At 72.1% G+C, this 25,731-nt stretch carries 17 protein-coding genes; 7 read left to right on the forward strand and 10 right to left on the reverse strand.

Annotated features, from left to right (window positions below; all coding sequences use genetic code 11):
* Nucleotides 1-46 precede the first annotated feature (46 nt).
* Together LCE31_RS08945 and LCE31_RS08950 are read right to left on the reverse strand one after the other, a co-directional pair.
* The gene (locus LCE31_RS08945; protein WP_263631611.1) at nucleotides 47-1,330 is read right to left on the reverse strand and encodes an ABC transporter substrate-binding protein; all 1,284 of its coding nucleotides are present in this window, start codon (nucleotides 1,328-1,330) and stop codon (nucleotides 47-49) included.
* 394 nt (nucleotides 1,331-1,724) lie between these two features.
* Nucleotides 1,725-2,774, reverse strand: coding sequence for an NAD(P)-dependent alcohol dehydrogenase (locus tag LCE31_RS08950; protein WP_225013499.1), 1,050 nt, complete (start codon nucleotides 2,772-2,774; stop codon nucleotides 1,725-1,727).
* 362 nt (nucleotides 2,775-3,136) lie between these two features.
* On the opposite strand from LCE31_RS08950, the gene LCE31_RS08955 reads away from it, so the two are divergent.
* From LCE31_RS08955 to LCE31_RS08970, 4 genes are all read left to right on the forward strand, one after another.
* On the forward strand, nucleotides 3,137-4,030 hold the full coding sequence (locus tag LCE31_RS08955; RefSeq protein WP_225013501.1) for a helix-turn-helix transcriptional regulator: 894 nt from the start codon (nucleotides 3,137-3,139) through the stop codon (nucleotides 4,028-4,030).
* A gap of 352 nt (nucleotides 4,031-4,382) precedes the next feature.
* Complete coding sequence (locus LCE31_RS08960; protein ID WP_225013502.1) at nucleotides 4,383-4,820, forward strand: hypothetical protein; 438 nt, start codon at nucleotides 4,383-4,385, stop codon at nucleotides 4,818-4,820.
* A complete protein-coding gene (locus LCE31_RS08965) occupies nucleotides 4,817-6,463 on the forward strand; it encodes a purine-cytosine permease family protein (protein WP_225013504.1) in 1,647 nt (548 codons plus the stop codon). The genes LCE31_RS08960 and LCE31_RS08965 overlap by 4 nt, the downstream gene beginning before the upstream one ends.
* On the forward strand, nucleotides 6,460-9,219 hold the full coding sequence (locus LCE31_RS08970; RefSeq protein WP_225013506.1) for a hypothetical protein: 2,760 nt from the start codon (nucleotides 6,460-6,462) through the stop codon (nucleotides 9,217-9,219). Before LCE31_RS08965 ends, LCE31_RS08970 begins: the two co-directional genes overlap by 4 nt.
* Nucleotides 9,220-9,384: 165 nt before the next feature.
* Here LCE31_RS08970 and LCE31_RS08975 read toward each other — a convergent pair whose 3' ends face one another.
* Complete coding sequence (locus LCE31_RS08975) at nucleotides 9,385-11,187, reverse strand: beta-N-acetylhexosaminidase (RefSeq protein WP_225013508.1); 1,803 nt, start codon at nucleotides 11,185-11,187, stop codon at nucleotides 9,385-9,387.
* Nucleotides 11,188-11,584: 397 nt separating this feature from the next.
* Here LCE31_RS08975 and LCE31_RS08980 point away from each other — a divergent pair, with 397 nt between their 5' ends.
* Nucleotides 11,585-12,757, forward strand: coding sequence for a DegT/DnrJ/EryC1/StrS family aminotransferase (locus LCE31_RS08980; RefSeq protein WP_225013510.1), 1,173 nt, complete (start codon nucleotides 11,585-11,587; stop codon nucleotides 12,755-12,757).
* Here the strand turns inward: LCE31_RS08980 and eno are convergent.
* The 6 genes from eno to LCE31_RS09010 all read right to left on the reverse strand — a co-directional run bounded on the left by eno (nucleotide 12,723) and on the right by LCE31_RS09010 (nucleotide 22,417).
* Nucleotides 12,723-14,006 carry a phosphopyruvate hydratase gene (eno, locus tag LCE31_RS08985; protein WP_225013512.1) on the reverse strand — a complete coding sequence of 428 codons (1,284 nt, stop codon included), beginning with the start codon at nucleotides 14,004-14,006 and terminating at the stop codon, nucleotides 12,723-12,725. The two genes, LCE31_RS08980 and eno, sit on opposite strands and share 35 nt — an antisense overlap.
* Before the next feature lie 85 nt (nucleotides 14,007-14,091).
* Nucleotides 14,092-15,324 (reverse strand): hypothetical protein, encoded by a 1,233-nt coding sequence (locus LCE31_RS08990; protein WP_225013514.1) that lies wholly within the window; start codon nucleotides 15,322-15,324, stop codon nucleotides 14,092-14,094.
* Complete coding sequence (locus tag LCE31_RS08995) at nucleotides 15,321-16,085, reverse strand: hypothetical protein (protein ID WP_225013516.1); 765 nt, start codon at nucleotides 16,083-16,085, stop codon at nucleotides 15,321-15,323. The genes LCE31_RS08990 and LCE31_RS08995 overlap by 4 nt, the downstream gene beginning before the upstream one ends.
* A gap of 608 nt (nucleotides 16,086-16,693) precedes the next feature.
* The gene (locus tag LCE31_RS09000) at nucleotides 16,694-17,563 is read right to left on the reverse strand and encodes an alpha/beta fold hydrolase (protein WP_225013518.1); all 870 of its coding nucleotides are present in this window, start codon (nucleotides 17,561-17,563) and stop codon (nucleotides 16,694-16,696) included.
* 102 nt (nucleotides 17,564-17,665) lie between these two features.
* A complete protein-coding gene (locus LCE31_RS09005; RefSeq protein WP_225013519.1) occupies nucleotides 17,666-19,408 on the reverse strand; it encodes an MOSC and FAD-binding oxidoreductase domain-containing protein in 1,743 nt (580 codons plus the stop codon).
* Between the two features lie 348 nt (nucleotides 19,409-19,756).
* The gene (locus LCE31_RS09010; protein ID WP_225013520.1) at nucleotides 19,757-22,417 is read right to left on the reverse strand and encodes a S8 family peptidase; all 2,661 of its coding nucleotides are present in this window, start codon (nucleotides 22,415-22,417) and stop codon (nucleotides 19,757-19,759) included.
* A 773-nt stretch (nucleotides 22,418-23,190) separates the two neighbouring features.
* Here LCE31_RS09010 and LCE31_RS09015 point away from each other — a divergent pair.
* Nucleotides 23,191-23,817 (forward strand): TetR/AcrR family transcriptional regulator, encoded by a 627-nt coding sequence (locus tag LCE31_RS09015; RefSeq protein ID WP_225013521.1) that lies wholly within the window; start codon nucleotides 23,191-23,193, stop codon nucleotides 23,815-23,817.
* 22 nt (nucleotides 23,818-23,839) lie between these two features.
* Here the strand turns inward: LCE31_RS09015 and LCE31_RS09020 are convergent, their stop codons facing one another.
* Nucleotides 23,840-24,013 (reverse strand): hypothetical protein, encoded by a 174-nt coding sequence (locus LCE31_RS09020; protein ID WP_225013523.1) that lies wholly within the window; start codon nucleotides 24,011-24,013, stop codon nucleotides 23,840-23,842.
* Between the two features lie 604 nt (nucleotides 24,014-24,617).
* Between LCE31_RS09020 and LCE31_RS09025 the strand changes: the two genes are divergently transcribed.
* Nucleotides 24,618-25,676: an ABC transporter substrate-binding protein gene (locus tag LCE31_RS09025; RefSeq protein WP_225013525.1), complete on the forward strand. Its 1,059-nt coding sequence runs from the start codon at nucleotides 24,618-24,620 to the stop codon at nucleotides 25,674-25,676.
* The last annotated feature ends 55 nt before the right edge of the window (nucleotides 25,677-25,731 follow it).

The raw sequence follows: 25,731 nt of genomic DNA on the forward strand, positions 1-25,731 counted from the left end.
GGCTGGGACTGCGGGACGGGGGACGGGGCCGGCGGGCGACGGCGCGTCAGGCCGAGCGGTACGCGGCTTCCAGCGCGGCGCGGACCCGGGCAGCGCTGGTGCCCGGTGTGAAGGCGGTGCTGGTCGCGGTGATCAGCGGCTGGTTCGCGGTGGGCGGGACGTAGACGTCGGGCAGCACGACCTGGCTGACCCGGTCGCCGAGCCGGGAGGCGGCCGCGACGAGCGGGAAGCGGGTGGCCAGGGCGGGTGACCTGACGGCCATGTCGCGCCCCGCCTCGGTGATGAACCGGGAGACGGTGTCGGGCCGGTACATGAAGCGCAGGAACTTCTCCACCGCGTCGATCTTCCTGGTGCCGTTAGGACTGATCCAGAAGGCGATCAGGGTGTAGGTGCGCAGCGCGGTGGGATGAGGCTGTACGGCGCCGGGGGCGAGCGGGAAGCCGCCCACGGTGGAGTGCTTCACCACCTGTGCGGGCACCTGGGCCAGGGCGGAGGACTCGGCCGACTCCACGGCGGCCCGCCCGGTGTTGTACTGCGTGAACATCGAGTCGGATGTCAGCCCCTGGGCCTTGTCCGAGAACACACCGGCGTCGCGCAGGGTGGTGAAGTACTCGATGCCCTCGCGGGCCCCGCGGGTGCTGAAGTCGCCCGTCGTGTAGGCGTGTACGGCCTCGTCGGCGGTCAGATAGGTCTGGATGATCTGTGCGAGCAGCTTCTGCCCGGTCCAGTCCTCGCCGCCGATGGTGACGGGCATGATGCCCCGGGCGCGCAGCTTGCGTGCGGCGCTGATCAGTTCGTCGCTCGTGGTGGGCACGGCGCCGACGCCCGCGCGCTCCAGGAGCCGGGTGTTGTACGCGACGGGCCAGTTGGTGCCGAAGTACGGGAAGGCCCTCAGGCGGCCCTTGGCGTCGGTCCACTCGCGCAGGGCCTCCGGCAGGATGCTTTTGCCGAGGCCCCAGTCGTCGAGGTAGGGCTTCACGTCCACGGTCGCGCCGACGTCGGTCCAGGCCAGCGTCTTGTCGTAGAGGTTGACCATGACGATGTCGGCCTCTTTGCGGGCCAGCCGGGACGTCTCGTAGACCTGTGCCAGGTCGTCGCCGTTGACGAGGTTCTTGACGGTGAGGCCGGGGTTCTCCCGGTGGAAGTCGGCCACGGCGGACAGATAGGTCTCGGAGCCGGCGGCGGTGGTGCCGAGCTGGGTGTGGACGACGAGGGTGTCGGGGCCCGCGCCGTCACCGGCGAGAGCGGAGCCGCATCCGGTCAGGGACGGCGCGAGCGCGCCGGCGGCGGCGAGGCCTGAGCCTGCGGCGAGGAAACGGCGTCGGCTCATCGTTGGGCGCACGGCGGAACGCCTCCAGCCAGGGGAAGAAGGGGACGGACGGTGGGGAGTGCAGCGGTGGAGCGCCTCGTGATTAATCGATATACCTGCGAGGTGGCTGCACACTACGGCGCGTCTTCGAGGCCGGTCAACCCCCTGGAGCGGCACGTCCCCGGGCGCGGGACCCCTCCCCCGGGCGCGGCACGTCCCCGGTCGCCGGACGTCCCCTGGCGCCCACCGCTCCACGGACGGCACGACGGGGGGTCGGACAGCACGACGACGGGGGGCGGAGTGGGTTCCGGCCCCCGTCGGGGTGGTTCACGGGCCGCGATGGTGCGGCGGCCCGTGCGTCGCCAGGCGTGTCAGCGGGCCCGGCGTCTCAGATGGTGGCGGTGTCGGTGGCGCCTCAGATCGTGGCGGTGTCGATCACGAAGCGGTAGCGCACATCGCTGTTCAGGACCCGCTCGTACGCCTCGTTGATCTGGTCCCCGCGGATCACCTCGATCTCGGCGCCGAGGCCGTGCCCGGCGCAGAAGTCCAGCATCTCCTGCGTCTCCTGGATGCCTCCGATGGCCGAGCCCGCCAGCGTCTTGCGGCCTCCGATCAGCGAGAACATGTTGACCGTATTCGGCTCCTCGGGCGCTCCGACGTTGACGAACGCGCCGTCGACCTTCAGCAGGCGCAGGTACGCGTCCATCGGCAGCGGCGCGGAGACCGTCGACAGGATGACGTCGAAGCCGGCGCGCAGCTCGGTGAAGGTGGCCTCGTCGCCGGTCGCGTAGTAGTGGTCGGCGCCGAGCCGCAGACCGTCGTCCTTCTTGCGCAGCGACTGGCTGAGGACGGTCACCTCGGCGCCCATGGCGTGGGCGAGCTTGACGGCCATGTGGCCGAGGCCGCCGAGGCCGATCACCGCGACCTTCTTGCCGGGGCCCGCGTTCCAGTGCCGGAGCGGGGAGTACGTGGTGATGCCGGCGCACAGCAGCGGCGCGGCCACGTCGAGGGAGAGGCCGTCGGGGATGCGCAGGACGTAGTTCTCGTCGGCCACGATCTGCCGCGAGTACCCGCCGTAGGTCGGGTCGCCGTTCTTGTCCCGGCCGTTGTACGTCGGCACGTTGCCCCGGACGCAGTACTGCTCCAGCCCCTGCCGGCAGTACTCGCACTCGCGGCAGGAGTCGACGAAGCAGCCGATGCCCACGCGGTCGCCCACGGAGTGGCGGGTCACGCCGGAGCCGACCTCGGTGACCACACCGGCTATCTCATGGCCGGGGACCATCGGGAAGATCGCCTCGCCCCAGCCCTCCCGGGCCTGGTGGATGTCGGAGTGGCAGATGCCGGCGAACTTGATGTCGATCAGGACGTCGTGCTCGCCGACCGGGCGCCGCTCGATGGTGGTGCGCTCCAGCGGGGCCTTGGAGGAGGGCGCAGCGTAGGCGGGTACGGCCGTAAGGCTGGTCATGCCTGGGTTTCTCCAGAATATCGGGGGTGTGTCATGCGAGATGTCGATGACAGGTCCCCACTGTGCCCGCTCCTCGGTGCGCCACCCAGACCACGCTTCTGCGTACGTTCCGTGTGCGTACCACCAGCGGGCGCAGGCTCAGCGGCGCGGGCCGGGAATACGGCGGTCAGGGCGGCTCCGGGAACCCGGACACGCCGCTGACCGGCGCGTAGTCCCGATGGCCCGGTGTGCTTCCTCACGTCCCTCGGGCCTCGGCAACACCCCGAGCGTGCCCGCGCGGCTCGTCCGGGGCACACGCTCCGTGGCTGCCGGCCGGCCTCCGTGCCTACGCTCGCGGTGTGCGTGCCGCCATACTGGGACGTATGACCGACCAGTCCGAGCCCCGCTCCGTCGACCGCAAGGGCGAGCTGACCGAGTTCCTGCACACCCGGCGCGCCCGCCTCAAGCCCGTCGACGTGGGCCTGCCCGACGTGGGCCGGCGCCGCAGGGTGCCGGGGCTGCGCCGGGAGGAGCTGGCCCAGCTCGCGGGGGTCTCCGTGGCGTACTACACACGGCTCGAACAGGGCAACGCGCAGAACGTCTCGGCGGACGTGCTGGACGCCATCGCACGGGCCCTGCGGCTGACCGACGCCGAGACACACCATCTGATGCACCTGTCGAAGCCGAAGCGGCAGAGCAAGAGGAAGGCGGCGGCGCGCCCCCAGGCGCTGCGGCCCGCCCTCGGCGGCCTGCTGGAGTCGATGGAGCTGGTGCCCGCGTACGTGCTGGGCCACCGCACGGACATCCTCGCGTGGAATCGGCTGGCAGCTGCGGTCTTCCACGACTTCGGCGCCGTCCCCGAGAAGCACCGCAACTACGCGCGTCTCGTCTTCCTCGATCCGACGATGCGGACGCTGTACGCGGACTGGGAGATCAAGGCCGCGGAGACGGCGAGCGCGCTGCGCATGTACGCGGGCTACTGCGCCGACGATCCGGAGCTCTCCGCGCTCGTCGGTGAGCTGTCGGTCAAGAGCGAGGACTTCCGGCGGCTCTGGGCGGCCCACGAGGTACGTGAGAAGGCGCACGGCTCCAAAAGGCTGAGCCATCCGCTGGTCGGCGAGATGGAGTTGTCGTACGAGTCGCTGAAGCTGCCGGACGACGCGGAGCAGACGCTGCTGCTCTTCCACGCGGAACCGGGCTCGAAGTCGGCCGAGTCCCTGCGCCTGCTGGCCAGTTGGGGCGCGGACGCGTCGCACTCCGACGTGGTCCCGGGCTGACGCGCACCGGCCGGTGCCCAGGCGGGCGCGGGGCCCTGGAGGTCCGGCGGCCGGCGTGGGACCGCACGGCCGAACGGGGCGGGTCGCGAGGAGGCGCGCGGCAGCGCCCCACCCGGCCGCACCCGAGGCGCGCGCGGCCGGACACAGCGCGCGGCCGGACACGCCATCCGGCTCAGGACAGGCTCCCCTTGACGGCGGTCCTGGCCGGGAGAGATATTCGCCACCTGCCCGTTCTGTACCGGATCGGGTCGTCCACACGAGCAGACCCCGCCGCACAGCGGCGGGACACGCGCAGACCGCGGTACATGCGCGACACGAGCGGCTCTCCCGGCAGGCGAGGAGACGGAGTGACATGGCGCGAAACGGCTGCGTCGGGGGCCGCCGTGCGGTGCGCTCCGGGTCCGGCGTGCTGATCGTGGCCCGCGGCGTCGCGGGGCGGCCCGCGTACCCGGGCGGCGCGCCGTATGGCGGGCGGGGCCGCCGGGGCGCGGGGACGGTCGTCATGTCCACCACGGCGGTGCGGGGTGCGATCACCCGGACGGACGGCACCCGGCTCCCGGGGACGTCGAGCGCGGAGAGCGGCCCCGTCACAGACGGCCGCCCCGGGGCCCTGGCCGCACCCGAGGTGCGGCGGCCCGTCGAGCACATGGTGCCCGGCCTCTCGCTCGCCATACGCGGTTCCCTCGCCACCCGCGCCTCTCTTGCCATCCGCGCCTCCCGCGGGCGCACCCCAGGTCAGAGCCCGCAGGACGGGCCGTGGGGCCCGACGGCCGAAGGAGTCCGTCCATGACACCAGCGCACACCGCCACCCCGGCCGAGGAGCCCTCCGGCTCGGGAAGTCCGAGGCCCTCGGCGCCCGCGGTCGAGCGGAACGGCGTCAACCCGGTCCCCGAATCCGAGCGCCACGGCACACCACGCGGCCTGTTCGGGGTGTGGTTCTCCTGGAACGTGTCCATCCTGGGCGTCAGCTACGGCATCTTCGTCTACGGTGTCGGCCTGAGCGCCTGGCAGGCGATCCTCGCGGGGCTGCTCGGATACGCGCTGTCGTCGCTGCTGGTGGGCATCCTCGCGGTGGGGGGCCCGCGCACGGGGCTGCCGACGCTGACGCAGACCCGGATCGCCTTCGGGTTCCACGGCAACAAGTTCCCGACCTTCTTCGCCTACCTCTCGAACGTCGGCTGGAAGGTCACCATCATCACGCTGGCCTCGACGACCGGGGCCAAACTCTTCGCCCGCCTGTGGCCCGGCCCGTTCGCGAACAGCAGCGGCCACGAGACCACCGCCGGCGTGGTGATGTGGTACGTGGTCGTCCTCGGCGTCACGGTCACGATCGCGGTCTTCGGACACGAGGTGATCGTCAGGGTGGAGCGCTGGATCGCCTGGCTGACCTCGGTGATGACCATCGTGTTCATCATCCTGATCATCCCGCACATCCGGTGGGGCAGGATCGGCGGCGCTCCGAACGGGTCGTTCGCCGAGTTCATCGGCGGCACCGTCCTCGCCATGACGCTGGTGGGGCTCGGATTCCTGAACTACGGCGGGGACTTCGCCCGCTATCTGCCGCGCCGCACCCCGGCGCGCGGTGTGATCGGCTGGACGGCCGGGGGCATCACACTCCCGGTGGCGGTCCTGCTGGTGCTGGGCGTCCTGCTGGCCTCCGGCGACGCGAAGCTGGGCGGTGCGGCGGCCGACGACCCGGTGGGTGCGCTCACGGCGCTGCTGCCGCTGTGGTTCTTCATCCCGTTCAGCATCGTCATCGTCATCTCGCTGGTCGCAGCCGCGATCACCGGTCTGTACTCGTCCGGGCTCGCGCTCCTCGCGCTCGGGGCGCCGGTCTCGCGGGCGGGCACCACGGTGATCAACATGGTCATCATCTCGGCCGGCGCGTTCTACCTGCTCTTCGTCTCCGACTCCTTCCTCGCCACCTTCCAGGCGTTCCTGGCCCTGATCGCCGTCGTGATGGGCACGATGGGCGGTATCCAGCTGCTGGACTTCGTCCGCCAGCGGCGCCTGGGCTGGCCGGTCGAGCTCGCCGAGCGGGCCGGGCGCGGCGGCAGGAACGGCCGGTGGACCGCGCTTGTCTCGCTGGCCGTCGCGACCGTGATCGGCCTCGGGCTCGTCACGTCGTCCGACCCGAACATCGCGAAGGTCGTGGGCTTCCTCCTCACCGACCAGCAGAAGAAGGGCGTCATCGGCACGACCAACGTCGGTGTGCTGATCGCGATGGGCGTCGGGGCGGCGCTGTACGCGATCCTGACCTTCGTCCTGAGGCTCGACCCCCGGGGGACCGGACCCGCCGGGCAGGACACCGGCGGCGGCGCCTCGGGACGGGCCGGGTCCCCGGGCCGCGGGCTCCCCTCCGGTGCCACCGCGGTACGCGCCCTCGGCGATCCGGACTCCACCCGGGCCGCCGGGGAGAGGGGGAAGCGGTGAGCTTCGAGCGCCCCGACGCCTGGCACGCGCCGGCCACGTACTGGTTCTGGCAGCGGGTCCCGTCGGCGCGGGAGATCAGCGACCAGCTGGACGCGCTGTCCGCGGCCGGTTTCGGCTCCTTCCAGATCCAGACCCGGCTGTCGTTCCCTCGCGAGGAGTATCTGGGGGACGCCTATCTCGCCGCGGTCCGCAGAACCGCCGACGAGGCCGCCGCGCGGGGCCTGATGATGGGGCTGTACGACGAGTACAACTGGCTCTCCGGGCACGCGGGCGGGCGGACGGTGTCGGGCCGGGACGAACTACGCGAACGGCACCTGTTCTTCTCGACGTCCACCGGACCCGCCCCGTCCGCGGCGGCGGGCGCGCCCGTCGAGTGCGCCGTCGACGGCATCAGGGCGAAGGACGTGGACCACCTGCTCGACCCGGGCAGGAACTGGGTCTTCGAGGACGGTGTGGTCCGCTGGGACGAATGGGAGATCGTCGCCGCGCTGGCCCACCCGGACGGCGAGGTCCCGGACGCGGACTCCGTCACCGACGTCACCGCGCACGCGTACCTCGCCGCCGCCGACGAGTCGGGCTGCCGGGTACGCGTCCCCGCGGGCGCCGTCGGCCCCGGCAGGGCGGTGACGGTGTTTGTGGCGGCGCGCTGCGCGTCCAGCAGAATGGTCAACTACCTGCTTCCCGAGGCGGCCGAGCGCTTCCTCGACGTGGGCTACGAGCCGTACGCGAAGGCCCTCGGGCACCATCTCGGCACGACGCTCACGTACGTGTTCTTCGACCAGCCGCACGCCTGCTTCTACGGCTGGCGGCAGCAGGACGAGCGGCCCGGCCACCTCTCGTCGTCGCTGATGTACGCCCCTTCCATCGTCCCGGGCGACCGCCGCGAGTTGCTCGCGCTGGCCCGCGACGCGGGCCCGTCGACGGCCGCGTGGCGCTGCGGCTTCTTCGAGCGCTACGCGGCCACCGGCATGGAGGCGTTCTTCGGCACCCTGTCGCGCTGGTGCGGAGAGCACGGTGTCGCGCTCTCGGGACACGAGGTGCTCGGCTATGTCTCCTCGTGGAACCCCACCGACGCGATCATCACCGAGGACACCCGGGCGAACTTCGGCTCCGACTACTTCGGCCTCGACCGGTACCGCGATCTCACCGCGGTCGACGCGCGCAACGAACACGCCCAGGTCAGCGCCAAGTTCGGGGACTCGATGGCCCGGTCGAGCGGGCGCTCGGGCTGCCTGGTCGAGCAGTACTTCGCCCGGGCCGAGACGGGATCTCACTTCGCGGAGGGCCGCTGGGACCTCACCCTCGGGCAGCTGCGGGACCAGGCCGTACGCCATCACCTGCTGGGCGCACGGCAGTTGCTGACGCACGCCTTCTGGCTGACGGACGGCCGGGAGGCGCAGGCGGACGGCCCGGAGGCGCGGGCAGACGGCCCGGAGGCGCAGGCGGACGGCCGGGACGTGAGGGCGACCGGCGCCGGTGAAGGCGCCGGGCACCGGGATACGCCCGCGGTGTTCACGGACCCCGCGTGGGACTTCCCTCCCGGTGTGAACTTCGAGCCGTGGTTCAGCCATCACCACGCGCTCGCGCAGGAGTCCGGCAGGCTGTCCGAATTCCTGGACGCCGCAAGGCCGTTGCACGAGATCGCCCTGCTCTACCCGCTGCGTACGAACTGGGCCTGCGGGCCCACGCACCCCTACGGCGCCCATTTCGCGTTCTGGGCCGAGTATCTCGCCCGTGCGGGCTACGACTTCAGCGTCGTGGACGAGCGGGACGTCCGGAGCGGGCGGCTGCGCGAGCGGTGCAGGACACTGATCCTTCCCGGTGTGTCGGTGGTGGCCGGCCCCTCGACCGTCGAAGCGCTGGCGAAGTTCGCCGCGGACGGCGGGACCGTGCTGGCCTCGGGCCCGCTGCCGACGGCGCTCCAGAGCGGCAGCGTCGCCGAATTGGCGGAGCGGGTGGAGGACTTGATGGGAGACCCGCGGTCGGTGCACTGGGCGGGCATCCCGTCGGACGAGGACCTGGACGCGCGGCTCGCCTCCGCCCTGACCGGGCACCCCGGGATCGACTCCGAGGACGACGTCTGGTCGGTCAGACGCCGGGACGCCGACGGTGTCCGCGTGGCGCTGTTCAACGACGGGGCGGGCCGGCGCGTGGTGACCGTACGGCCGTCCGCGCTGCCTGCCGCGGTCACACGCTGGGAGACCGGCACCGGGCACAGGGACGCGCCACGCGAGGTGACAGGGGCGGTGACGCTCACCCTGGAGCCGGGTGAACTGGCCTGCCTGCACCTGGCGGACGGGGCGGGCCGGGTCCGCAGGACGCCCGACGCCGTGGTGCTCGACCAGGGGTGGACACTTCAGGCGCCGGGGGTGCCGCGCCGGCCGGTCGACGTGTACCGGGGCTGGGAGCGGCAGGGCCTGCCGGACTTCGCGGGGACGGGCGAGTACCGGACGGTCTTCGACCTGCCGGCCGGGGACCCCGCGGCGGTGGGGGGCTCGGACCCGGCCGGCCAGTGGCCCGCGTGGGAGCTGTACCTGCCGGGGGTCCGGGCGTCCGCGGAGGCCGAGCTCAACGGCGTCACGGTCGGTACCTGGGGCTGGGGCCCGTTCCGTTGCGTCTTCCCCGCCCGGGTGCTGCGGCGGACCGGCAACGAGCTCACGGTCCGGGTGGCGTCGACGGCGGCGAACCGCTACGACCCGGCGAGGGCCGAGCCGAGCGGTCTCGTACGCCCGCCGCGGTTGCGCCCGAGCCTCTGACCGGGAGGGCCGGGCGGTACGGGGCGAGACCCCTGGCCCCGGCCGGGCGGCGCGGACCGAGACCCGTCACCCCGGCCGTCCCGAGGCCGCGCCCGCGCGCATGCCGGGGCCGGGCGTGCTCCCGGGGCCCCGCCCGGCCTCGTATCGCGGCCCCGGTCCGCGCGTTCAGCCCATCAGGCGGCCGGGGATGCCGGGGCGGCGCTGCCAGGGCAGGGGGCCCTCCGGGCGCCGGTAGTCCACGCCCAGGGCGTCCAGCCGGGCGTAGTGCACGGCCATGCGCTCCTCGAATCCGGCCAGGTCGCGTTCCGCGGGGGCCGGCAGGTGGGACCACGTCACCTCCGCCAGTGCCGCGAGCCGTGGAAAGACCTGGTAGTCGAGGCGCTGCTGGCTGTCCATCGCCTCGGTCCAGGCGTTGCCCTGCGCGCCCGCCACCCGGCGGGCGTCCTCGCCGGTCAGTTCGGCGGGCACGGGTTCGAACCGGTAGACGTCGGCCAGGGTGCGGACGTATCCGATGGGCACCGGCTCCCCCTCGGCGGCCTGCCGGTGGTCCAGGTAGAGGTGCTCCTCCGGGCACATGACCGCGGCGTGGCCCGCCCGCGCGGCCGCGATCCCTCCGGCGAAGCCGCGCCACGACAGCACGACGGTGTCCCGCGGCAGGTCGGACTCCGCGGGGGCGGAGCGTTCCGCGGCGCCGACGTCGGCGCGGACCGCGCCCGACACGGCCCCGAAGTCCGCCTCCGCGTCGGCCCAGGACGACGCGAGCGCGCCCGCCCCGGAGCGGGCGCCCCTGCGGTCCATGATCTCGTCCCAGCCCGCGGGTGTGCGTCCGCGCGCCGCCAGCCAGTCGGCGAAGTGCCGTACCAGGTGGTGCTGGAGGGCGGTCTCGTCGTCGAGACCGAGTTCCTTGATGCGTATCTGGACGGCCGCCGACTCCCGCCACTGCGCCATGGGGCACTCGTCGGCGCCGATGTGCACGTAAGGACCCGGGAAGATATCCAGGACCTCTTCGAGGACATGCTCGTAGAAGCCGACCGTCTCCTCGGACGGGTTCAGTACGTTGGGGCTGAGCCCCCACTCCGTCCACACCCGCAGCTCCCCGGTGTCGACGACGTCGGCCACCCCCAGCTCGGGGTGGGCCGCGACGGCGGCCTGCGAGTGCGCGGGCACGTCGATCTCCGGTACGACGGTGATGTGGCGCAGCGCCGCGTAGGCGACGATCTCCCGCAGGTCGTCCTGGGTGTAGTAGCCGCCGTGCGGCCGTTCGTCCCAGAGTTCCGAGCCCTGGAGTCCGAGCCTGCTGCGCTCGCGCCAGGCGCCGGTGCCGGTCAGCCGGGGGTACCGCTTGATCTCGATGCGCCAGCCCTGGTCGTCGGTCAGGTGCAGTTGCAGGATGTTGAGTTTGTGGGCCGCCATCAGGTCGATGTAGCGCAGGACACCGTCCTTGGGGAGGAAGTGCCTGGCCACGTCGAGCATCAGCCCCCGCCACCGGAACCGGGGCGCGTCCTCGATGGTGACCTGCGGCAGGGTCCAGCGGCGGGCTCCGGCCAGCGGGGCGCGCCGGTACGCCTCTGGGCCGAGGAGCTGGCGCAGCGTCTGGGCGCCCCAGAAGACGCCCGCGGGCCCGCCGCCCGCCAGGGTCACGGTGTCCGGCTCCACGTGCAGGCGGTAGCCCTCGGGACCCAGTTCCGCGCGCACGCGCTCGTCGACGCTCAGCCGGAGGGTGCCCGGCGCCCGCGCGCCGTCGTCCCGCGGCGCGGAGGGCGGGTCGAGGGGCAGTCCGGTGGCGCCGCCGACCGTGGCGCGCAGCCAGCGCTCCGCGCTCTGCGCTCCGGGCCCCGCGCCCAGGCGCGTCCGTGCGTCCAGGACGAACGGCTCGCCCTCCGGGGCCCCGGTGTGGCGCAGGGGCAGGGGAAGCAGTGCGGGCCCGCTCTCGGGGCCGGGCCGTGGTGCCGTACTCGTATCGGTCATGCCGGCGGAACTCTCCCTTCTCGTCATGGGTTCGGGCGGCGGGCCGTGGCCGTCCGGGGCGGCTCCCGCGTGCCGCGCGCGGGGGACCGCTCCCCTCCGGCGTACGGGCCCGGGCGCACCGGCGGGGCCCGGGCACCGGCGCGGGGCCAGGTCTTGAAGCCCGTCCGGGCGCGGACGCGGGTCCACACGCGGCCGTGCGACGAGACGCGGGGCGAGGCGGCGGGGAATTCGTTCAGCACTCGGCGGTGAATTCCCCTGTCGCATGCATCACATTCCCCGCGCGACTCGCCCTCTTTCTGGCCACATGCCCGTGGTGCATACTCCAGGAGAGAGCCACCCCGTACGCATATGCCATGAGGACGACCGGAGTTGAGTCTCCGAAGGAGTCGATCGCCGCATGCCGCAGAAATCCCCCCACCCCGGTGACAGCGAAGTCGTCGTGCCTTTCCGGGATCTCCGCCGACTGCACGGAATAGGGGCGGAATCGTCACGCGCCGCCCTGCTCACTGCTCTGGATTCGGCCGATTTCGCCCGCCCGAACCGGCTTATCCGCGAATTCGAGGAACGGTACGCGGAATTCTGCGGCGTCCGGCACGTCATCGCGACAGCGAGTGGCTCCTCGGCGCTCCTCCTCGCGTATCTGACACTCGGTGTCGGGCCCGGCGACAATATCGTCACCGTCCCCAACACGTTCGTCGCCACCGCGGAGGCGGCGCTGCTGCTCGGCGCCGAGGTCCGGCTCGCCGACATCGACCCGGCGACACACACGGTGGACGAGTCCGCGGCGCTCGACCTGCTGACCCCCCGTACGAAGGCGGTCGTCCCCCTGCACACCTACGGCAGGCTGGCAGGCGTCGACGGACTCGCCGACGCCTGCCGCGAGCGGGGCATCGCCCTCGTCGAGGAGGCGTGCCACGCCCATGGCGCGGTGCGCGGCGGCCGCAGCGCCGGGTCGTTCGGGGACTGCGCCGTGTACAGCTTCGGCCCCACCAAGACGTTCGCGGGGATGGGCGAGGGCGGCGCCGTGGTCACCGACGACGACGAACTCGCGGACCGGCTGCGGGCCATGAACAGCCACGGGCTCGAAGGGTCCCTGCACACCTCGCTCGGCCTGAGCTTCCGTATGCACCCCATGGAGGCCGCCTACCTGACCGCCCGCCTCGAACTGCTGCCGGGGATGCTCAGCCGGCGGCGTGAGATCGCCGCCCGGTACAACGAGGCGTTCTCGCCCTTCGGGGTGGTGCACAACACCGATGTGCCCGACCTGGCCGAGCACGGCCTGTACGTGTACGTGATCGACGTGCCCGACCGGGAGTCCTTCTGCCGGCGCCTGACGTCGGCCGGGGTCGGCTGGGACATCCACTACCGGGCGGCGCTCCACCAGCAGCCCGCGCACCGTCAGCGCTTCCGTTCCAGCACGCTGCCGGCGTGCGAGGGGCGGATGCGGGAGATCGTGTCCCTGCCGATGATCGCCGGGCTCACCGAGCGGGAGGTCCGCCGGGTTGTCGACGTGGTCACCGACGCGCTCGGTGAGGTCACGGCGACGGCACCCGAGAGGGCCGGGGTGTGAACGCGCGGGGCCCCGGATAGACCGCCCGGGGCCCCAGCTCCTCCGCGATCCGGATCAACTGGTTGTATTTCGCGACCCGTTCGCCGCGTACCGGCGCGCCGCTCTTGAGCTGTCCGCAGCCGGACGCGACCGCCAGGTCGGCGACCGCCGTGTCGTCCGTCTCCCCGGTGCGGTGGCTCATGACGCACCGGTAGCCCGAGGTGTGCGCGAGCGCGATGGCGTCGAGGGTCTCGGTGACGGTGCCCGCCTGTCCGGGTTTCGCGAGGAACGCGTTGGCCGCCTTGCGCTCGATGCCCGTCCGCAGCCGTCCCGCGCCGGTCAGGAACAGGGCGTCGCCCACGAGTTGCACCCGGTCGCCGAGCAGCCGCGTCAACTCGGCCCAGCCCGCCCAGTCCTCGCCTCCTAGGGGGTCCTCCAGCGACACGAGCGGGTAGGAGCCGAGCCAGTCGCCGTAGACCTCGGCCAGGCCTTCGGCGTCGCGCGGGCGCCCCGCGCGGTCGTAACGGCCGTCGCCGCCCGGGCTGATGCCGACGTCGAGCGCGAGGCCCACGTCCCGGCCGGGCGCCAGGCCCGCCCGCCCGATCGCGGAAGTCACCCAGTCCAGGGCCGCGCGGTCGTCCGCGACGTGCGGGGCGAAGCTGCCCTCGTCGGTGGTGGGGGCCGCGACGCCCGCCGCCGCGAGCACGTCCTTGAGGGCGTGCCAGATCTCGGAGCCCCAGCGGACGGCCTCCGCGAAGGACGGGGCGCCGAGCGGCACGATCATGAACTCCTGAACGGCCGCCCTTCCGTCCCCGCGCGCGCCGCTGAGCACGTTCATCAGCGGTACGGGAAGGGTGGTGGCGCCGGGCCCCGCGAGGTGGGCCGCGAGCGGGAGCCTGCGCGATTCCGCGGCCGCCCTGGCCACCGCGAGCGACACGCCGAGGAGTACGTTCCCGCCGAGCCGCGACTTGAGGCGGGTGCCGTCCAGCTCGATGAGCAGCGTGTCGATCTCCCGCTGGTCCAGGGCGGAGCGCCCGGCCAGCGCCGGTTCCGCCTCGCCGGCCACCGAGGTGACCGCGGTGCGCAGCCCCGCTCCCCCGTACCGCGTGCCACCGTCGCGGATCTCGGCGGCGAAGGCTCCCCGCGTCACCGCGCCGGCGACGGAGGCGCGGCCCGTGGCCCCGCACGCGAGGCGGACATCGACCTCCAGGGCGGGTACGCCGCGCCCGTCGAGGATCTCCCGGGCCCTTACCGTGCGAATCACGCTCATCGCTCGTTCCTTCCGTACTCCGGCGCCCCGCCGTCGGCAGGGCGCCCGTGGGCCGTCACCGGGTCCGCCCGACGGGACCCGGGGGTCAAGCGGTCAGGACGCCGCCGTCCGCTCGCCCGGTCAGCCCGAGGTGGGAGGCCGCTTCGGGTGCGGTGCCGCGGTCGAGCCCGTCGAGCAGGTCCGTCATCAGCAGCAGGCCGTTGAGGAACAGGCCGAGCGACCGGTTGTAGCGCACGGGCGGCGGCTCGGCCCGGTCGGAGAGCCTGCACGCCGCCTCCGCCAGGACGTGCGAGGCGTGGGCGAACAGCAGGCGCGATGTCCAGGGCCCGGCCGGGAAGCCCGCGTCGGCGAGCGCCGTCCACAGCCGCGGCAGCAGTCCGAGGAATCCGGCCGCGGAGGCGCGCAGGGGGCTCGGAGCGCCGGCCGCGACCGTGTAGGAGCCCGGGGACCCGCCGACGGTGAAGCCCGTGCGCATGGTGTCGTCGAACAGGGTGAGGGTGAACAGCATCTTGGCGAGGTCGTAGACGACGTCCCACGGTGTCAGCACGCCCCGGGGGTCGAGGAGCCTGAAGCCGCCGCCGCCGGGCGGTGCGACGAGGATGTTGCGCAGGTTGAGGTCGCCGTGCACGGGCTGCGACAGCGGGCTGCCGGCGAACAGCGCCCCGGCATCCGCCGCCCCCGCCCGGCGCAGCAGGGCCCGCAGCCCGTACACACGGCGGCCGTTGACGGTGACACACCCGTCTCCGAGGAGGTCGGCCGGCAGTTGGCGCTCCAGAATCCATCTGCGGCGCGCCAGCCGCTCCAGGTACATCGACTGCCACAGCCGCTCCGGCCCCGGGCCCGTGATGTGCGCGTATCCGTCGGCGATGAGGCTGCGCAGCACCGGGCCCAGCAGATCCGGCAGATCGCCCCCGGCCCGCAGGGCCTCGACCAGGGTGGGCCAGGGGTAGTACTCCAGGACGTAGGCCGACCAGGCGCGGGTGTGCGCGGAGTCGAGTACCGCGGCGTACGAGCGCGCGACGGCGGGCGCGGTCCGCCCCAGCAGTTCCTGCTGGTCCCGCTTGGCGCGGAACGTCTTGAGGCCGTGCCCGTCGACGCGCTCCGAGGCGGGCTGGAGGCACTTCACCACCACCCGCCCGCCGTCGGGGGTGGTGGCGAGGGCGCACGCGGAGTCCGAGCCGCCGTCCTTGAGGACGCCGGCCAGGCGGAGCCCGAAGTGCCGCGCGGCCTCCTCCAGCGGGACGGTGGTCCCCTGGGCCCCGCCCGCGGGGGCGGTGGTCCGCGCGGAGCGCCGCGCGCCCTGTGGTGCGGCCGTCACGGGCGGACGGCGCGCAGCCGGCCGGCGAAGTCGGCGAGTTCCTCGTCCGTGGCCCGGGTCAGCAGGCCGCGCAACCCGTCGTACCGGCCCACCTCGTCGGCCAACTCCTTGGGGAGGGTGCGCTGTTCAGGGACTACCGGTCCGTCGCCGTCGCCCTGCGCGGCGAGCCAGGTGGCGCGGGGCGCCCCGTCGGCCATGGTGACGACGCACGGCAGCGGGGGCTTGCTGTGGTACTTCTCGGAGACGTCCGTGCCGCCGCCGCCCTCCTGGGCCGTGTAGATGTTGAACACGTCGGCGCGCCCCCAGGGCGATCCCGTCAGGTGGAACCATCCGGGCGGGATGAGCGCGAGGTCTCCGGGGCCGTATGCGGCCAGCCACACCCGCGCACCGCCGGGCGGGGCGATCAGCATGACGACGCTGCCGGACTCCACCTGGAACACCTCCAGTTGGTCCGTGGCGTTCCAGTGGCCTATCGAGCGGACGGGCTCCTGGTCGGCGAGGACGCCGCCCTGGTACTCCACGAAGTCGCCGCGCCAGTGGAACGCCACGGACCCGGACGGCTCAAGGAACCTGGCCGGGACCCCGTCGCGGTACGCCGTGTAGAGGAGCGGGCCCGGCTCCTGCGGCCCCTCGCTCAGCGCCTGCCGGTCCGCCAGCACCGGGCCGACGCCGTCCGGCCGGACGCGGAGCAGATCGGCGAGGTGGCGCGGCTCCTCGGCGGTGCAGCGGTGTGTCTTGTCCTGCGTCACGAGCGGGTGCATGTCTCTTCCGTTCCTCCGGGTCTCGGTGAGCGGCTCCCCGGCCGTGGCGGGGGAACCGGCGCCGCACGGCGCGCGACAGCACGTCCGCGCCGGACGCGTCCGCCCTTTCCGGTCCATTCGTGGAGCGCTTACCTGTCGGCCCGCCCGCAAGGTCTCGCCGGGGCAGGCCAGGGCATCGGGAGAGGACCGACCGCGGGCGCGCGGAGAATCCGCGGCACGATCCGCCCCACCCGCGTGTCGCACAAGAGGTTGATGGGCAAGGAAGGTTGCGGCGCGATCATTCCCGTCCGCGGCGCGGCGAATCACGGCGCCCCTGTTTGTGACTGAGGCCACAGGTGATTTCCCGCGATTGCGTCCATGCGCCGAAAGACTCGCCAATCCGGCCCAAATTGCCTTCTCGGAACGGAAGTTGACGCGCCAAGCCGGACTGCCCCAGCCACCTCGGGCCCAAGGCGTCCATTGCACGCCCGCGTTCTCAGCGGTCGGCTCCCGCGACGGCGGCGGGATGCGCGCGTCGCCGGAGGCGCCCCGTACGGGAAGGAGACGGCGCACCGGACCCACCGCCCGGGGCGGAGGTGGCTCCCCCGGCCCCGCGTCCGGTCAGGGTGTCAGCGCGTCAGGGTTCGGTCCAGGAAGCCGGTGATGAGGCCCGCGGCCTCGTCGAGGGCACTCTCCAGCAGGAAGTGGCCGCCCTCCAGAAGATGGATCTCCGCGTCGGGCAGATCACGGGCGAACGCCTCGGCCCCCGCGGGGCCGAAGATCGGGTCGCCCTTGCCCCAGACGGCGAGCAGCGGGGGCTTCGCCTCGCGGAAGTAGGCGTGCAGCGCCGGGTACTGGGGCGGGTTGGCCGCGTAGTCGCGGAACAGCTTGAGCTGGATCTCGTCGTTGCCCGGGCGGGAGATCAGCTGGTAGTCGTGGTGCCACGTGTCGGGGCTGACGAGCGTCTCGTCCGGGACGCCCGTCAGGTACTGCCACTTGGTGACGTCGAGGCTGAGCGCGCCGCGGATCGCGCCCTCCGTCTGCGGGGTCTGTTCGCGCTGGTAGTCCCAGACCGTCTGCCAGAAGCCCTCGACGAAGCCATCGTCGTAGCCGTTGCCGCTCTGGGTGATGATCGCGGTCACCGAGCCGGGGTGGTTCACGGCCAGCCGCCAGCCGATGGGGGCGCCGTAGTCCTGCACGTAGATCGCGTAGCGCGAGACACCGATCTGATCGAGCAGGCCCTTGGTCAGGCCGGCCAGCGCGTCGAAGGTGTAGTCGAACTCCGCCACGCCCGGCGCGTCGGAGAAACCGAAGCCGAGATGGTCGGGCGCGATGACGCGGTACCGGCCGGCGAGCAGCGGGATGAGGTCGCGGAACATGAACGAGCTGGTGGGAAAGCCGTGGAGCAGCACCACGGCCGGGGCGTCCGCGGGTCCCGCCTCGCGATAGAAGAGCCGTCGGCCCGAAACGGTGGCGTACCGGTAGTGCACAGTGGCCATGACTAACTCCCTCACTTGTCTTTGATGGTTAGATCCAACCATGCGGCAGCTAACTGGTCAAACGCTCCAATCGGGTTAGAGCCTCGATCGGGCACCGCGTCGTCAGAGATCGATCACCACGTCTTCCCCGGGTCGCGCACAGCAGATGAGCACCTCGCCCGCCGCGGGCGGCTCCAGCGGAGTGGGCCGGTACTCGACCTCGCCCGCGATCATCCGGGTGGCACAGGTGTGGCACACGCCCGTACGGCAGGCGTAGCGGGTCGGCACATCACACGCGTCCGCCAGGTCCAGGATGGAGCGCTGGTCCGCCGGCCAGCGCACGGACAGCCCGCTGCGGGCGAAGGTCACCACGGGGCCGGTGCCCGGCTCGCCCGGCGGCTGGTGCGGCGGCGTGTCGCGGTGCCCGACCACGCCCGGGTTGATGGTTCCGAGCGCGCCGAACGCCTCGCTGTGCACCGCGCCCGGATCGATCCCCAACCGTCCGAGGCTCTCCCGCATCGCCGCCATGAAGGCATCGGGTCCGCACAGGTACGCCGTCGCCTCCGCCGGAAGCCCGAGGGCGCGCAGGGCGTCCTCGGTCGGCCGCCCCCTGCTGACCCCCTCGGCTAGCTCTCCCTCCGGGTACTCACCTGTGTAGAACACACACTCACGACTGTCGCCGAGCGAGCCGAGCAGCCGGTGCGCCTCGTCGGCGAAGGCGTGCTCGGCGGGCGACCTGGCCGTGTGAATCCACCAGACCGGCCGGTCGCTCTCCTCGGCGGCGAGCTCGTACAGCATGGACAGCAACGGTGTGACACCGATTCCGGCGGAGACCAGCAGGACGGGGCCCTCCCCCGGCGCCAGGGTGAAGTCTCCGCGGGGCGCGGCCGCCCCCAGTACGGCCCCGGGCTTGAGCGAGCGGTGCAGATAGCGGCTGACCATCCCCTGGTCCTCGCGTTTGACACTGATGCGGTAGTCGTCCGCGTCAGGACCGGACGACAGGGAGTAGCTGCGGACGGGGGCGGGGTCCCCGGCGCCGTTCACCCGCAGGGTCAGGTACTGGCCCGCCCTGGGTGCGGGAAGGGCGCCGCCGTCCTCGGCGGCGAGACGCACGGACAGCACCGACGGCGTCTCGCGGACCGTGCTCACCACGCGCAGCGGCCGGAATCCCGCCCACCCGGGCTCTGTCGCACGGGAGCCCGCGTCCGCCTCGGCGCCGTCCGGCCCGCCGTTCACGAGGGCGTCGAACGACTGCCGCCAGCCGGGGCTCAGGGCCGGGACGTCGAGAGCCGCGCGGAGCCGTCGCGGGTCGCGGTCCGGCAGATACAGCAGGGCGTCGGTCTCGGCCACGGTGAGCGCGCCGGGCCCGGACCGCGTCCTGACGATCTCGTCGCCCGCCTCCACCCGGCCCTCCTCGATGACCCGCAGATAGAAGCCCGGCCGGTGGTGGGCGACGAGCAGGGACGCCATCCGGGGCTCCCCCAGCCGGATACCGACCCGATAGCAGGTGACACGCGGCTGGGTGACCTCGAACTCGGCTTCGCCCACGCGGTACCGGTCGCCGATGCACACTTCGTCGTCGGGCAGTCCTTCGACGGTGAAGTTCTCGCCGAACTGGCCGAACTCGAAGTCGTCACGCCCGAGTTGCCTCTCCCAGTAGGCATACGAGTCGATCTGGTAGACGAGCACGGCCCGCTGCTCGCCGCCGTGGCCCTGGAGGTCGCCCTGCCCGTCCCCGTCGACGTTGAGCCGCCGCACGACACGCTTGCCGGCCACGGGGTACTTCCACACTCCGGTGTGCACGGTCCTGCCCTGCCACGGGACGTCCTCGGGCATCCCCACGTTCAATGACAACAGAGTTGCCATCGCACTCGCTCCTTCAGGCCGCTGTCGCTGTTGTCCACTCTACGAGCGCCCTCGGCGGCCCGCCCTCCCCCGATCACGGGGTACCCCGGACCGGACGGCGGAACCCGGCCGTGGGCCTGTCGTGACACCGCGGACCGGAGGGCGGGGTCGTCACACTGGGCGTGTGCCGGGTGGACACCGAGCCACGCCACGATGCCTGGACGCGCTCACGTCCGCGGTCGAGCGCCCCGGGACGAGCTGTCCCGAGCGTCGGCGCCGACGGCCGTACGGGGTTCCCGCACGACGGTGCCCGGGCAGCCGCTGCTGCCCGGGAACCGGTCGAACTACCCTCTCAAAGCGCTCAGTTGGTCACTGCCGGCGTCCGGTCCCGGTGGCCGGCGCCTTGTCGTACGCGACCAGACCGCCCACCAGCTGGGTGAACTCCTTGCCGCTGGTCGTCAGGTTGAGCTCCACATCGATCTCCCACCGCCCCGCCGCGGGGGCCGGGGCGACCAGGTTCGCGGTCGCGATCGTGTTGCCCGAGGCGTCGGTGGTCGGAGCCGACGCCACCTTCTGCACGACCGTGCCGTCCGGGTCGAGCAGCCAGAACGTCATCGGGTTGTCGGCGCTCGCGTCCGGCGTCCTGAAGCTGACGTCCAGGTCCTTCTTGCCGGCCGGCACATCCAGGTTGAAGGTGCTGATCTGCCCGACCTGGCGGCCGACCGTGCTGGTGATCGTCGTGTCGAACGTGCCGCCCGCCGACGGGATCAGCGTCCGGCGGGCGACCGGCACGGACGTCCTGGCACCGTTGCCCGCGACGAACTGGACCGACTCCGGGTGGTCGCCGGGCGCCCTCGGCATGGCCACCCGCAGCGGGACGGTGGCACTGGAGTGTGCCCTGATCCGCTGCTGGTGCGCCGCCGGGCTTGTCACATAGTGTGCCCCTGTGGTCCGGAAGGAGATGTCGCCGGTGTACGTGCCCGGCACGTTCGGCGGCTCCTGCAGGTGGGCACGGCCGTTGGCCCACAGGATCTCGGCCTTCCACCTGCCCGGCACGGGTGCGGTGACCTCGACGTGCTGGATGTTGGACACCGTGCCAGGCCGTCCCGGTGTGGTGGACGCCGTGCCGTAGTCGTACGAGATCTGGGTCAGGCGGCCCTTCGGGTCGATCAGTGTGTAGGACAGGATGGCCGAATTGGTCGGGTCCTGGATGATCATGTCGGCGTCGAGCCGGTCCAGGCCCTTGGGCACGTCGAACGTGATGGGCCTGGCCGCCCGGGCGCCCTCGGCCGGAACCGGCAGGCTCGGGTCGGGGGCGCTGACGCGCTCGGTGACGGTCCTGCCGAGCTGCCGCGCCCGCCCCAGCGAACGGTAGGTCGCGTGCACCGTGGTGTCCTTGCCGCTGGTGTTGAACAGCGTCACCGACTGGGCACTCTGCCCGGCGGTGTGCGTGATGTCCAGCTGGGTCGGCGAGGTGACGACCAGCCCGGCGCCCTTGGCCGTCCCGCCCTGGTGGGAGAGTGTGCTGCCCGGCGCCTGCTGCGCGGCCTTGACCGCCGCGTCGACATCCAGCAGGCCGGAGCCCTGCTGGTCGGCGGGCGCGCCGATGTCGGTCGCGGTGCTGGTGAGGATCTGCTTGACCAGCGCCGGTGCCGGCTTCGCGCCGTGGTGGGTGTCGGCGTACGCCTGGATGACGTCGGCGGCGGCACCGGCCACGATCGGGCACGACTCGCTCGTGCCGCCGAAGGCCTCCGTCTGCGTGTTGGTCGGGCAGTCACTGCCGTTCGGGTTGCACGCCGCCTCACCGCCGTAGCCCGGGGCGGCCAGGTCGACGACGCGGTTGTTGGGTGCCGTGCCACCCGAGGACAGCGGGGTGATGTCGTTGTTGGTCCACTTGGTGTAGCCGGTGGCCTGGGCATTGAGGCGCAGTGTGTTCGTCGCACCGACCGCGATGGCCAGCGGGTCCGTGGCGGGCGAGGACACGGTGCCTGAGTCGCCGCTGTCACCGGAGGACACGACGACGGTCACGCCCGCCGCGATGGCGGCGTCGTTCGCCGCGTAGAAGGGTGCGTACTGGCCGGGCCTCGGAGTGAAGCCGTAGGACTCGGAGATGATGTCCGCGTGCTCCGTCACCACCGCGTGGTCGATACCCGCGATGACCTCGGACTCCGGCTGCCGCACCGTGCCGTCGGCACCGCTGGGCGGGGTGTCGATCAGTGAGGTGTCGACCAGCGAGGCGTCCGGCGCGACGCCCTTGATCGTGAAGGTGCAGCCCTTCGGCAGGCCCGAGAAGGGGAGTTCCTTGGAGTAGTCGTAGACGACCGTGCCCTGGCCGGCGATCGACGAGGCGTCACCGTAGTACTCGCCGTCGCTGGCGTCCGCGGTCGGGTCAGGCGCATCGAGCACGACGGGCGTGCCGTCCTTGCGGATGAAGTTCGGGTTCCCCGCGAGGGCGTTGATGCCGTCATTGGCGACGATCACACCCTTGCCGGTCGCGATGTCGTTGGCCTCGTCCTTGGCCTTGGGGTCGTCGGAGGACGCGTGTACGACGGACAGCGCCTCCGGCTCGGTGAACGGCTTCTTCGGATTGGCGGGGCACAGGGCCGGGTTGAGCTTCGCCGGCTTCGCGTGCGCGGTACTCGCACCAGGGTCGACGGTGATCGCCGCGTCCGGGAGGATCTGGGTGACGGCGGGGTTGCCGCGCAGCCGGGCGACCTCCGCCGCGGACAGATGGGCGGCGACGGCGTTGACACTCACCAACTGCCGGATGTCTGTACCGCCGTTGGCCTTGATGTCGGACACGATCGACCGCTGGTCGGACCGGGTGGCCGAGGTACGGGAGGCGCCCTGGGCCTTCAACATGAGATTCGCGTGCTGGTCGGCCAGCACCACGATGACGGGTCCGCCCGACGCGGCACCGCCGATCGCGGGGGCGATTGGTGCGGCGGAGGCGCCGCCGACGCCCATGGCGGAGAGCGATATGCCCGCCACGAACGCCGTTGCCAGAGTGGCTGAAAGAGCTCGATTCACTGAACCCTACCTTCGTCCGGGCGCATATGTCCCGGGTGCAAACGGCACGGAAGTTAACTCTTTTCACATGCAGCAAACACAACCAAACGAAAATAATACTATCCATCAAACAATGGCCACTGCGGTTGCGATGACATCCTTGGCCAGGGCTTTGCCCGCGACCGGTCAGCGGTGGGGCGCAGGGCGGCCGGAGCCTCCACCGATCGCGGTCTCATCGGCCAACTCCCCTGCATCTGGAACGCCTTGCGAGCTGCTCTCGTCCGCCTCCACACCGTCCGCCGGCCGGCCGCCGAGAGAATGTCCACGCAGGTGAAACCTCCAACGGACGTGGCACCCGCCACACCGACAGGCCCCCGGGAAAGCAGGACGGTCAGTGACAACCCACCGGATCGGCGCCGACCGCACGGTGCGAATGCGCCAGTGGCCGTGGGGTCACGTACCCACCCTTTCCGGTACGGAGCTCCGAGTCCGGAAATGTTGCCCGCCCTCCCATTTCGGACTTGGATCGGCGGTTTCGTCGGTCTACGACCCGGCCTCGTCGCGCGGCGTCAAGGCGTATTCACGTCAGTCGATGCGGCGGGCCCAGTGGCAACCTGGGCGCTCCGGGGTCCCCGTACGCGACGGGCGCGACGCCTAGTGGGCCTCGGGGAACCCGGACGGATTCTCCGAGGCGGTGCCGATGTCCACGCCGCTGGTAGGCGGAACGGAACGATGATGGGACTTGGTCTCATCGCCGTCACAAGCGACGGGACCATGTGCCGTAGACTGTCCTCATGGCCCGCTGGCAACCCAACGCATCAGAACGACTCGCCGTCGCCGCCCTCGAACTGTTCGACGAGCGGGGTTACGAGAACACGACGGTGATCGAGATCGCGGAGCGCGCGGGGCTGACGAAGAGCACCTTCTTCCGGCACTTCCAGGACAAGCGGGAAGTGCTCTTCGGCGGAACGACGATGGCCGGACTGCTCGCCGACGGGATCGCGGAGGCACCCGCCACCGCCACCCCGTTCGAGGCGGTGGCCCACGCTCTGGACGTGGTCGGGAGGAAGGCCTTCACGCCCGCTCGCCTCCCGTTCAGCGCCCGCAGGCTGGCGGTGATCGCCGCCAACCCGGAGCTGCGGGAACGGGAGGCGCTGAAGGGCCTCGGCCTCACCGCGGCGATGGCCGACGCGCTCAAGCAGCGCGGCGTGCCCGACCTGGCATCAAGCGTGACCGCGGAACTGGGCGCGCTCGCCATGAAGATCGCGTATGAACGCTGGTCCGAATCGACGGACGGCGACGGCTTCGGCGACGTGGCGCGGCAGGCCCTCAGCGACGTGCGGGCCGCACTGCCTCTGGCCGATGCAGCGGACTCCGGCGCGGCCGACTCCAGCGCGGCGGACGGAACGCGCGACGCCTGACGGACAGGCGGTGCGGCGGGCCCTATGGGCGCCGCGCCCAGCGCATCAGCCGTGACCAGGCCGTCTCCAGCACGTCCGTCCACCAGTATGTGACGGTCACGGGCGGCCCGGCGCTGGCCGACCCGGCGGCCCCAAGCCCGTACGGCGCGGCCCACGGCGAGTGGCACTTGACGACGAGCAGTGTGCCGATGGCCAAGCTATGGGCGGGAGTTGGGCGTCCCCGAGCCCGGAAGCGGGCAGCGGCCGCGGGGCCGGCGACGACCCGGCCGAGTACGAGGACGCGCAGGGCGCGCCGGGCCTTCCGCCCCACGAACGCGGCGCCCAGCTCGGCGTTCCACGGCCCTCGGTGAACGCGAGGTCCCCGGTCAACGACTCGTGGGAGAGGGCCGAGGCACGGGCTGAGCGCGCGGTGCGGGACGTCATATGCCCCGCGTCGCCGACCGGCGGGACGGCGCGCCACACACGGCGGGCAGAGCCTTCGGCCCGGTCGCACAGCCCCGCCGGAGGACGTTCGCGCGGCGGCTGCACGACCCTTGACGCACGCGGCGAGCCGATGGTCGAATCAAATCAAGGGTTAGATGGTTAGGCCATCAGCCACTTGCATCACCTCGGAGAATGCCGGGCGAGCCGTTGTGTTTCGGCGTCGTCTGCGCGGTTACGGCCGGCTGTGTCCACCATCCGATTCGAGAACGGGACACCCGATGCGAGATCAGACCTGTGCACGTACCGGAACGGAACGGCGGCGAGGCGGCCGGTCCTCACCGGCCCGCCGCCCGGGGCGGTGGAGGCTGCGGGCGACGATGGCAGCCCTGCTCGTCGGGGTCCTGGCCACCGCGTGCGCGAACCTGTCGAACGCTGCCGTCCACACCGCCCCGGACGGGAAGAAGGAGGTCACCATAGGGAAGGCGGTGGACACCGTCGGCTTCACCACCGTGGACGTGGCCCAGGCCAAGGGCTATTTCGCGAAGGAGGGAGTAACGGCCAAGCAGGAACTGCTCGGTGGCAGCAGCACCGCCTTCGCCGCGCTGCAAAGCGGCAGTGTCCAGTTCGTCACCGCGTCCTCGACGGCACTGTTGAGCGCGAAGACCAAACGGGTTCCGCTCCAGGCCGTCGCGTCACTCGACTACGGTGTGTCGCTTCAACTGGCCGCCTCCAAGAGCTGGGTCAAGGACCACCACCTTTCGGCGAACCAGCCGCTCAAGACGGTGATGAAGGGCCTGACGGGCTCCACCCTGGGTGTCGTCTCCACCACGGACCTGACGTACTACCACTACCTGATGAAGCAGGCGGGGGTGAAGCAGGACCAGTTCAAGACCATCGTGATCAAGACCCAGGCCGCCGCGCTCGCGGCGGTGCAGCACGGACAGATCGACGCCATCCTGCTCTCGCCTCCCAACAGCTATCTCGCCCAGGCACAGGGCCAGGCGGACATCATCGCGAGCCTGCACTCCGTACCCGCGCTCAAGAACATGGCCTACGACGTACTGGTGGTGTCCTCCAGGTTCGCCAAGGCGCATCCGGACGTGGTCAAGGCGGTCGCGACAGGAATGGCCCGCGCGGACAACACCATGGCCAAGGACCCACGGTCCGTGCTGGACGTGGAACGCAAGCACTATCCCAAGATGAGCGACGACGTCCTGATGCAGAGCCTGACGTACGTCACCTTCGCACCCGACGGGAAGATGTCCGCCGCGGGCTGGGAGGGCGTCCGCGACGAGGCGAAGGGGAGCGACGTGCCCGACACGTCCTCGGTCAACCTCAAGGAGAACCAGGGGACCTGGACGAACGACTACATCGACACGGAGAGACTGCACACTCCGGCTCCGTCGTCGTCCCCCGCCTCCGAAAGCGCCGGTTAGCCGGCGACCCACCGCTTCCCCCCTTCGGGCGACGGCCGCCCGCGAGCCACCAGGG

It is taken from the genome of Streptomyces sp. 8L (assembly GCF_020176795.1).
Taxonomy (GTDB): Bacteria; Actinomycetota; Actinomycetes; order Streptomycetales; family Streptomycetaceae; genus Streptomyces.